This window comes from Roseburia sp. OF03-24 (assembly GCF_003463035.1).
Classification (GTDB): Bacteria; Bacillota; Clostridia; order Lachnospirales; family Lachnospiraceae; genus Roseburia; species Roseburia rectibacter.
In genome coordinates, this window is sequence record NZ_QSCK01000054.1 from 1 (window position 1) to 10,910 (window position 10,910).

Genomic DNA, 10,910 nt, shown 5'->3' on the forward strand with positions numbered 1-10,910 from the left:
ATCCACAATAACAGAGTATTTTTGGTATAAATCCAGATATCTCCATCGGAGAAGAGTTTTTGATAATTTTCAAATCCGACAAACCTTGGTCCAACCTGTGTTAATCCTGACATATAGTTTTCAAAGAAACTGTTGTAAATAGTGCTGATCAATGGAATCAGCTGAAAAACAACATATACTACAATAAAAGGAATCAAAATGATATATCCCCATTTATTGTACTTTACTACCTTTCCACTGCTTTTTTTCATAACAGCCCAACCTCCTTTTTCAGAGTACATTTTCTCATCCACAGAGCTCACAGCATCCCTCACTTTTCTTCTGTGTAAACATGCTGTCAGCTTTGCGCTAATGGTTTTACATAATCAACCGCACCTGCCTTCCTTACGATCTGGCAGGCGCAGTTTCATTCATAGTAACAGAACTTAGTGTGAAAAATACATTTTTCACACGCAAGATTTGTGCTTCGCACAAACTTGTGATGCGCTTAAAAACAGCGCAAGAATGGAGATTAATATGTCAATTCCGGATATTTCTCTAAAACTGATTTGTAGAACAGATCTAATGCTTCTTCTTTCGTTGCACTTCCTTCGAAGTAGTTCTTCATTGCATGCTGGAACTCTTCGTTACAACCCTGATCATAGGAAGAAAGATTGCTTAAATCAAGTTTGGAAACTCCTGAGCTGTAAATACCAAGTGGATTCTGTCCGCCTAAGATCTTGCTTGAGTAAGAGCTGTCTGCCATCTCAGCAATTACGTCCTGATTGTTTACAAAGTCATCATCTTTCTCAATGATATCTTTCATAACATCATCATTGGTTGTCATCTGAAGCATGATATCTTTTACAAGGCTTGGGTTATCCGTTCCTGTTGCTGCACAGATCCATGTACCACCCCAGAAGAAGCCCTGCGGTCCTTCGGTTGCGCCCCAGCCACCGTTGTAACCGATACTGCCTTCGGTATCTGCTGCCATTGAAAAGTTTACTAACCATGCAGGTCCAAAGTAGCAGAATACATTTCCTTCCGGATAGAAACCTTTCTTCCAGTCATCACTCCACAGTTCGTATGTTCCTGTCTCACCTGCATCTACAAGCTCTTTGGAATCATCAACCCATTTCATAATGTTGTCATCAATATTGATCTTGCCATCAACAACCCATTTGGAAGTAACGTTGTTGGAATATACACGGTAAGTATCGTTTGCGGAAGATGTGATGGTGTAGCCTGCATCTTTCATCTTCTTTGCTGTATCATTGAATGTATCCCAGTCTTTCACATAATTCTGAACCTCTGCCGGATCATCAGAACCTAATACTGCTTTTGCTGCATCTCTGTTATAGAATAATACGCCAGGACAGCCCTGCCATGAAACACCTTTTAATACGCCGTTAGAATCTGTAACAACATCTTTGGTGTACTGGTACTGTTTGGAAAGATCAGCATCGGTAATTCCAAGATCTGTAACTGCCATTGTGTAATCTGTATCAACATATTTCAATGCGTAATCGGCTTCTACCAGAAAGATATCGATCTTGTCATCTGCTGCTGCATCTACCTGTTTTAATAAGGTTGCATCCAGATTGTTCTGATATGCCATATCATCACTTGGGGTAATGTTCCATTTTACAATTACATCACCGATCGTTCCTGTAGTTGCATCCACCTCTGTATATCCTGGATAATGATCTGTCAGACGGCTCTTAAATTCCTCGTTCCAGCAGTAAATATTAAGTACCTTTCCTTCATCAGAAGTACCTGCCTGTGCATCTGTGCTTTCTGCTTCTGTTGCCGGAGCATTTTCATCTGTAGCTGTTGCATCGCTGCCAGTTGCTTCTGCAGCATTGCTCTTAGCATTGTCGCTCTTTGTGTCATTGCTGCCTGCTGCATTTCCGCCACAGCCTGCCAATAATGTTGCTCCCATCGCTGCTACGAGCATCATACTTACAATTCTTCGTTTCATCTACTTTTCCTCCCTTTTCGAAATTCCTCTGGAACACTTATTTTCTTTTGTGTTCCTATCTCGTTTACAAGTGATATATTAACTGATTTTAATTTTGCATTATACTAAATCGCTTGAAAAAATGTCAGATTCATGACATAATGAGACAACCAGACGAAAGATGTACAAATCTGCAAATGAAATGATATTTTCATTTGAAAAATGTACAAGAATGGAGCTAATCATGGAACTTTCAAAAGAGTGGTATCACACAGAATTAGTCAACAGTGAATACGATATGCTGCACCGTTCCCCGACGGTAGAGTATTCTTTTTATAATGCGGTCAAAACAGGGGATATGGAAACTGTGATACGGAATTGCAAAGAAGATGCTTTTATTGACCTAAAAGGTACAGGAGTGCTTTCCCGCAATCCGCTTACGAATATCAAATATCATTTTGTTGTCACTACCGCCATGATCACACGCTATTGCATTGACGGTGGATTAGAACCGGAACAGGCTTACCGCCTGAGTGATTTTTATATTTTAAAAATGGATTCCTGTACCTCGATACGCCAGGTGGCAGACCTGCATCATGAAATGGTAAAAGATTTTACCGGAAAAATGGTTCTTCAGAAAAAAAGTGCAATTCTCTCAAAGCCTGTCATGCAGTGTGTCGACTACATCTACACGCACATCAAAGAACGCATTACCATCAATATTTTGGCTGAATATACCGGGCTGTCCGAGAGTTATCTGTCCCGTGTTTTTAAACAGAACCTTGGTATATCCATCAGTGACTATATCCGTGAAAAAAAGATTGAGAAAGCGACACATCTGCTGCGCTATTCCGATAAGCCGATCGTTGATATTGCAAATTATCTCTCCTTTTCTTCACAGAGCCATTTTATCCAGATTTTTGAAAACTATACCGGACTGACACCAAAGAAATACCGGGACGAATATTACAAATCCATGTGGTGACAGTCCGGTTTTTGCACTACTCACTTAAAACAACATCAATTCTGTGACATTTCCCAGAATCGAGTGTTTCGATCACTTTCTTACTAAGCCGTACCCCATATTCCGGCTCTGTTTCTAAAATGATCTGATCATCACACACTGCCTGTCTGATCTGACCATCTCTGCTGCTCTGTTTTTTCGGATTGTGCAGTATGATATGGAATTTCTTACCTGCAAACTCCAGCTGCAGCCCTGCATCGCCTTTTTCGTCAAACTGCTCCGGCAGCAGGGACGGTGCGATCACAAGGTCGCCGAGTTTTCCTTTTACGCCAAAGACCTCCGTGATCATGGTTAACATATACCAGCTTGCCGCACCTGTCAGATATGCATAAAGTCCTCTTCCATCATTATCAAAATACTCCGGCAGTCCCGGATACATTTTACTGTTTTCAAAATTCATGGCTGCATCAAGCAGTGTCTGCAGTACTTTATGTCCCTCTGATACAAATCCCCTCTGATACAGTGCATTTGCATACATGACCGCCATATGTGAAAATACTGCCCCGTTTTCCTTTTCGCCATAGGCAAATCCAAACATTCTTCCAAGATCAAATTTTTCTTCTTTAAAGTCTGTATTCAGACGATAGCCACCGGCTTTTTTATCAAACAGGTATCTGTCTGCACTCTTACATACTGCTTTTATCTGTTCCTCACCGGCGGTACCGCTCATGATCGCAAACACCTGTCCGGTCAGCATCATACGGACATCCTGATCTTTGCTGTACTCGACTGCATTTCCATGATTATCATAATATCCGTTAAACCAGCCCATACCATCTTCTGCACTGATCCATTCTTTTGATCTGATATGCTGCATCAGCCACTCTGCTTTTCCAAGCAGATTTTTTCTGATCTGTTCCACTGAAATAAGGATCGTCCCGCCTTTTATGTTATGTGCACAAAGACTGGTGTATTTTTCTAACAATTCCTGTTTTTTATCCGGACTTTCATATAAATCTGTTCCGTCTGCAAGCAGATATTTCATCTCTTCCGCCACTTCGATCCTGCTGATGCCTGTCTCTGCTTCCAGATGTTTCAGGCACTCTGCAATATCTTTCAGATTTCCAGCGTATGCACAGGTAAATGCCACACTTTCGCCCCTTTCCCATGCCATATCAAGCGCATCGTTCCAGTCTGCACCGTGCAGTCTCATCTCATTATGATCCCCGACATCATAAAAAGCACACAGATTCTGAAGCAAAATATGTTCTAAGATCGTTCCAAAATAAACATTGCCGCCCTCCGTGCGCTGTTTATTTCCATACACATGATCCCACGCATTATCATGTGCAGTACCTCTCTTTGCCTGAAGATCTTTAAAATAAGTAACTTTTTCCAGTAAAATATTAAGATCTCCGGTCTGATCCAGATATAATTTCGTTGTTACAAACGGCCAGAACGCATGATCCATCCAGACACGGGTAATGTTATTACGGTCAGCAATAAATTCTCCCTGTCTGCTTCCAATGATCGTTGCATTTGTTCCATCTATCCGGACACCGCCATAATTGTCCACGATCATCTGACGCACCACAGACGGCTCCATGATAAGCAGGGCAAGACAGTCCTGCCAGAGATCTCTCCAGCCGCGTCCGCCTTTTCCATAATCATGATACGGTAAAAAAGAGCATCCAAAGATCCTTCTTAGAACCGGCTGAAAGCAGATCCATTTCAGATAATTATCAACTGCTGTATCACCTGTTGCAAAATCGACATTTACTTTGTCAGTCCAGTGCTTTTTTACCGTTTCAAGTGCTGCTTCCACCTGCTTTTTCGTACGGTAAGCTGCTGTCTGTTTTTCGATCTGCTCCCTATCTTCCGAAATTCCTGCGAGAATCAGATACGCTGCTGATTCCTGTGGTTTTAAAGTAACCGACGCAAAACGCATTCCTCCTGCTGCCTCTTTTCCCTGCAGTTTCGTTCCAGCTGGCACGCCATCCTTCACAGTCCGCACAGTTTCCGGTATCAGATAACTTCCGCCCTCTCCGATAAACATTTCCGTTGTCGGATAAAATGTCTCCGGTGCCTCGCCTTCTCCTGTCGACCCATAGACAAAATATGTCGTCTGGTTCTTCTGGTGTCCTCTTTCATCAAAAGAAAGTACCGGACATACTTCCACGCCATACATCTTTGTCTCGATTCTATGTAAAAGTGATGTCACATGACGGTGATCCCTGATATTGTCTGCACTCCGTCCATAAACCGGAATCACCGCCATCGGTGTGATTTTCTGCTCATACTCTGCTGTATTGGTAAGTTCTACCATCATTACTTCCATTGCACCATCTAAAGTCACAAAGGAAGTCGTCTCTGCTTTTACCCCATACTCTTTTGATATTCTTGTCAGTTTCTGCCACATAAATCCGGCTTCTAAGGTGCTTTCATCCTGATCTTTCGTAAACTTTTCCGCTTCCTGTTTTGCAGAAGAACCACAGACAGACCAACAGCCTTTATCTTCGATCCGGCACCAAAAATTTCTGGTATTGCGGTTATTATGCAGATTTTCAATACTGACCGGTTCTAACAGAAAATGATTCTGATCTGTCTTGCTGTCCCCTCCAAGATTCGGCGTAATGCTCGATTTCAATCCCGTCTCTCCTGCCAGCGGAAGGTACAGACCACTATAATTTTCCGGATTGTGAATACGGAAAGCTCCATTTTTATCTATAAATTCAACTTGTTTCATGATACTCCTCATTTCTGCGTATAAAAAGACTTCTTTACTTATTTTGTCTTATGACATGATCAGTTCCACTTCTGTTGTCTCTGTAAGTACAGACTGTGGAATATAATTGTCCTCCATTTCCTGACCATTAACGAATAGTTTTTTGTATCCGCTCTCTGCATGTCCCGGATTTTTTACTGTAATGTGCAGATGGCAGCCTCTGAAATCTTTATCGATTTCAAACATTTCCCATTCTTTCGAAACAGCCGGTGCAATGCGAAGCCCATAAAGATCCGGGCGCATGCCAAGGATTCCCTCTACACACCCTACCATAACCGTGGAAGCTGTTCCTGTCAGCCAGTGCACATGCGACCGTCCAAAATTCGGACTATCCTTTCCTTCGGTAAACTGACCATAACAGTATGGCTCTAATTTTCGGATCTCTGCCCTGTCATTCTGTGCTGCCGGTGCATTTTTCATAAAATAGGAAAATGCTCTCTCTCCATGTCCTCTCAATGCTTCCGCAAGGATGATCCACCCCTGTGACTGAGAAAAAATACCGGCATTTTCTTTGGTGCCAGCGTTATAAATAACTGCAAGCGCCCCATCAAATGCATGTGCATGATATGGCGGATCCATCAGAATTGCTCCATATTCCGTGTTTAACCTGTCATATACCTGCTGCAATGCACAGTCTGCCTGCTTTTCATCTGCAAGTCCGCTGATCACCGCCCAGCTCTGCGGATTTAACCACATGTTCGCTTCCGGATCGGTACGCTTTCCGATTGTCTTACCATCCTCTGTGAAACCACGGATAAATCTGTCCTCATCCCAGCAGAGTTTCTGGATCAGCTCTCCCAATTTTTTCTGCTCTTCATTCAGAAATGCAATATATGCCTCATCTTTCTTATATTCTGCAAAAATACGCAGGATCGTCATCGCATAATAAAACTGCAGGGCAACAAATGTTGATTCCCCATCTTTTCCAAGACGCAGGCAGTCATTCCAGTCTGCATAAAGCCCTGCCGGCAGTCCATGCCCTCCAAGATGTTTCATGGAAAAATCTATTGCACGCTTCAGATGCTCGTAAACCGTTCCCTCGTCTTTATTCGCAAACGGAATCACCTCATCGATAAACGCCACGTCACCGGTTTCTGAAACATATTTGTACACGGTTGGGAACAGCCAGAGTGCATCATCCGCACGATATGCAGGGTGCCCTGTCTCCTGTACATAAGAGGCATCGTCCGGTGTATCCTCATGTCCCGGATTATGTGTAAATTTGACTAAGGGCAATCCGCCTCCATTGTCCACCTGGGCCGAGAGCATAAAGCGGATCTTTTCGACTGCCATCTCCGGTGCAAGATGGATCACTCCCTGAATATCCTGCACGGTATCACGGTAACCATACCCATTCCTCAGTCCACAATAAGTAAAGGATGCAGCCCTTGACCAGATAAATGTCATAAAACAGTTATACGCATTCCATGTATTGATCATGGTATTAAATTCTTCACTCGGTGTCTTTACCTGAAAATGAGAAAATTTTTCATGCCAGTATGCGGTCAGCTCCGCAAGTTCTTTTTTGCACACTTCTGCTGTATTCCTGTATCCTGCTATGATTTTTGCTGCCTCATCATCCTCTTTCATTCCGACTAAAAATGCGATATTCTTTGTCTCCCCCGGATTCAGATGCAATACCGTTGAAATAGCACCACAGCCGTTTTCATTGTAATTCCCGTTATTATTTAAAACACCATCTTCCACACCTTTGGGATTCCCATATCCATGATATCTGCCAAGGAACTCTTCCTTATCACCACACCAGGATGTTACGGCTGTGCCCGCAAGTCCAAAGAACCGGCTCACCACGGTCTTATGGTCAATTTCTTTTCCTTTTTCAATCATATCAAGATTGGCATGGATCATCTGGCGCACACGGTTCTCACAAAAAACAGTCCTTGTGATGAACTGTGAATACTGCAGATTGACCTGATCCTGTTCATAATTGCTGTTATTCGTAAACTCTGCATAACCGGTCACAGTAAGTTTTCTTTCTTTTTCAGAATCATTGGTAACACTCAGATTCCAAACTTCATAAGACTGGTTTAACGGTACATAATAACATACCTCAGAACTGATCCCGGCATATGCCGCTTTCATTTTTGTGTAAGCAGTCCCATGATGGCACTCGCTCTTATAATGCTCTAAATCTTTTCCCACCGGCTGCCAGGAAGCTGACCAGTAATCTTTACTCTCATTGTCCCTGACGTAAATATATCTGCCCGGTTCATCAAACTGGTTAAATACATATCTTAAAATTCTTCCGTTTGCTCCGGATTTTGCAAAACTATATCCTCCCGCATTATTGGATATGATCGCTCCATACTCCGGTGATCCTAAATAATTTACCCATGGTGCCGGTGTATCCGGTCTTGTGATCACATATTCTTTTTTATTTTCATCAAAATATCCGTATTTCATAGTAACCTCCATTCTTGTCTCAGTCTTTTTTCTACTGCCATGTTATATTAACAATAAAGGTTCTATGAAAATGGTTATACAAAATACGTCCTTAAAATAACAGATTCATGACCTGTTCTTCCGAAAGTATATGAGATACGATTTTCGAATTAAATCTCGTTTCGATATTTCAACGGCGGATTTCCGTACATCTTTTTGAAGCTCCGGATAAAATAACTGACATTTTCATAACCGCACCGCATTGCAACCTCCGTAACAGGAAGTGTAGTCTCCTGCAGTAACTGTCTCGCATGCTCCATGCGTAAATGATTGATATACTGTGAAATAGTAATATGAAAATGTTCTTTAAAATAGCGGGAAATATATTTTTCAGACAAGTGAAACTGGTTTCCAAACTCCTTAAGCGATATTTTCCTTGTAAAGTTCTGCTGTATATACGAAATCATTTCTTTCTCGGTAGTATTTCTGCCACTGATATTATTTTCTAATATAAAACCACTTTGCAGCACTCTCTTAAAAAACAAAAGCAATCTGCTTTTTATCTCAAACTGGATTATCAGGTTGTTCCTATTATCACTCGTATTCTCAGCAATTTCCTGCTCTTTCTGAGTAGCAGACAGTGTCAGATCTGAATGTTCCAAAGCGATCAGATTATCGCATATATCGCTCAATCCAGCACCAAGCTGTGGTTTTATCATCCGCTTTCCACTTTTCAGCGGTGCCATTACCTCTTTCTCTAATAGATCATTTGATTGAAACGATACATACTCCAATGGGAAAAGTAACGTATAGTAGTCCACTTTTCCTGTCTGCGAACCCATAAAATGCAAATTACCCGGCGATACAACAAATACTTCTCCTGTACTTCCTGTGTAGTTTTCTCCTGATATATTCACATTTAAAACTCCACTTTTTACATATATAATCTCAAGTTCGTCATGCCAGTGCACCGGAATCTGAAAGGAATGGTGGATATTATATATATGATATAAACTGAAAGGATACTTTTGCGTACCATGTGGTCTGTTTTCTTTTAATTCAAAGTACATAATATCCTCCGCATAAATAATCATTCACAAACAACAGTTTCATCTTACTCCACCAGACGCTTCGTCTTCCATTTCCCTGTTTTCCAGCGGAGCACCATTCCAACCGCTCTGGCACATTCATCACCCGCCATGCCAATATATGCCCCCACAGCAAGCAGCCCTAACCGTATGCCCAAAAAATACGTGCCTCCAACTGCCACCAGATACATAAATATTGCCCCCATGATCACAGGGAAAACAGCATCTCCGCTTGTTTTTAATGCCTGTCCATAGACCAGATTCGTTACACGTCCAAATTCGAGGAAAATGTCAACGACAAGCAATTTTACAACCAGATTTATCATCTGTGGATCGTCTGTGAAAATATGTACGATAAAATGTCCAGTCAATGCGAACATCACAGAAAAACAGGTGGCTGTTATCACTCCATAAATAGCAGCCTTTTTCGTTCCTTTATCACACTCTTCAAATTCTTTTGCCCCAATCCGCCAGCCTGTCATGATGGCATTTGCCTGTGCTAAGGCAGCACCTACACAGTATGAAAAATTTGCAATCTGAAGCGTATAAGAGCGCGCGGTAACATTCATCCCGTCCGCATCCATCTGATTCATAAAACGAACAACAAGCGTCATTGCAATATTATAAAGAGCCGTCTCGCACGCGGATGGAAAACCTATTTTTATGATCTGTCCTAATATTTTGCGTGAGGACTCCCTCTCAGGAGCATTTTTTGCCTTTACCAGCACTGCTCCCATAGCCGCAACCATGATCAGATTTATAACACGCGATATCACTGTGGCGATGGCAACTCCCATAACTCCCCAGTTCATGACAAATAAAAATACAGAATTCAAAATAAAATTAATTATATTTCCTGTGATAGATGCAAAAAGCGACTGCCTGGTATAGCCAAACACCCGAAGATAGCTTGAAAATATAGGTATGAGCGCATTTAAAAAACACGCACCGCCTACGATTTTCAGATAAGTTTCAGCAGGCGTAAACAGAGCCGGTGCAATACTTACTATCTCTAAAATTTTTCCTGAAAAAACAGCTAAAAATACGGACATCATAACTCCGACAACCGCATTAAAAATAAGTCCAAGCTGTCTTGCCTGATATGCAACTCCCGGCTTTCCTGCCCCGATATTCTGTGTCATTACCGCAACCATGCCCGACGATATAACTCCAAACATGATGATAAAAACACCAATATATGTATTTGCCGTACCGACTGCACCAACTGCCTGATCGCTTACCGATGAAAGCATCAGGGTATCAACCATTCCGGAAAGCATATAAAAAAGTGTTTCGAAGCATATTGGTACAAAAAGCTGTGTTAAAGATTTTCTTTGGATTTTCATTTGAACTGCCCTCACATCTGCACTAAATATTTTTCGTTTTTATATTTTCAGCAATAAACTAGAGTTTTTGCGCCATACTAATAATATGACATTTTGCGCCATAATTCTTGTAGTTTTTCACATAATAATTGCACTATTTCTACTTTTTATACAGATAACCATATTAATTCTTTTTGCGGTTTTGTCAATCAAAAATTGAAATCTGCTGTTTGACTCTGACATCATCTAACATTGCCCGCCAAATGCTGGTTTGTTTATGAAATAAATCATCTCCCCAAATGGTGTATCGTAGGCTTGTGAGTGGCGTCTTGCGCAAAGCCGGAGTAATTTTGGTTCCGTTGTACGAAAATAAGAAAAGTCTAAGTGTGTCTGAGTTAGATTTTCT

7 protein-coding genes and 1 pseudogene are annotated in these 10,910 nt (G+C 41.6%); 1 reads left to right on the plus strand and 7 read right to left on the minus strand.

Annotated elements, in window-relative coordinates; translation table 11 throughout:
• Positions 1-251 (minus strand): annotated as a pseudogene (locus DXA60_RS17830) (sugar ABC transporter permease); the annotation flags it as partial.
• A gap of 260 nt (positions 252-511) precedes the next feature.
• Positions 512-1,960, minus strand: a complete 1,449-nt coding sequence (locus DXA60_RS17835) for a carbohydrate ABC transporter substrate-binding protein (protein ID WP_117922616.1) — start codon at positions 1,958-1,960, stop codon at positions 512-514.
• 223 nt (positions 1,961-2,183) lie between these two features.
• Between DXA60_RS17835 and DXA60_RS17840 the strand changes: the two genes are divergently transcribed.
• Positions 2,184-2,924 carry a helix-turn-helix domain-containing protein gene (locus DXA60_RS17840; protein WP_117922621.1) on the plus strand — a complete coding sequence of 247 codons (741 nt, stop codon included), beginning with the start codon at positions 2,184-2,186 and terminating at the stop codon, positions 2,922-2,924.
• Positions 2,925-2,940: 16 nt separating this feature from the next.
• Here the strand turns inward: DXA60_RS17840 and DXA60_RS17845 are convergent, their stop codons facing one another.
• The 5 genes from DXA60_RS17845 to DXA60_RS19010 form a co-directional block, all read right to left on the minus strand.
• A complete protein-coding gene (locus DXA60_RS17845; protein WP_117922617.1) occupies positions 2,941-5,649 on the minus strand; it encodes a GH36-type glycosyl hydrolase domain-containing protein in 2,709 nt (902 codons plus the stop codon).
• Between the two features lie 48 nt (positions 5,650-5,697).
• Positions 5,698-8,112 (minus strand): GH36-type glycosyl hydrolase domain-containing protein, encoded by a 2,415-nt coding sequence (locus DXA60_RS17850; protein WP_117922618.1) that lies wholly within the window; start codon positions 8,110-8,112, stop codon positions 5,698-5,700.
• Positions 8,113-8,261: 149 nt separating this feature from the next.
• On the minus strand, positions 8,262-9,161 hold the full coding sequence (locus tag DXA60_RS17855; protein ID WP_117922619.1) for an AraC family transcriptional regulator: 900 nt from the start codon (positions 9,159-9,161) through the stop codon (positions 8,262-8,264).
• A 44-nt stretch (positions 9,162-9,205) separates the two neighbouring features.
• Complete coding sequence (locus tag DXA60_RS17860; RefSeq protein ID WP_117922620.1) at positions 9,206-10,525, minus strand: MATE family efflux transporter; 1,320 nt, start codon at positions 10,523-10,525, stop codon at positions 9,206-9,208.
• Between the two features lie 184 nt (positions 10,526-10,709).
• Positions 10,710-10,910: hypothetical protein (locus DXA60_RS19010; protein ID WP_207661935.1), on the minus strand; the 201-nt coding region annotated here is incomplete at its 5' end.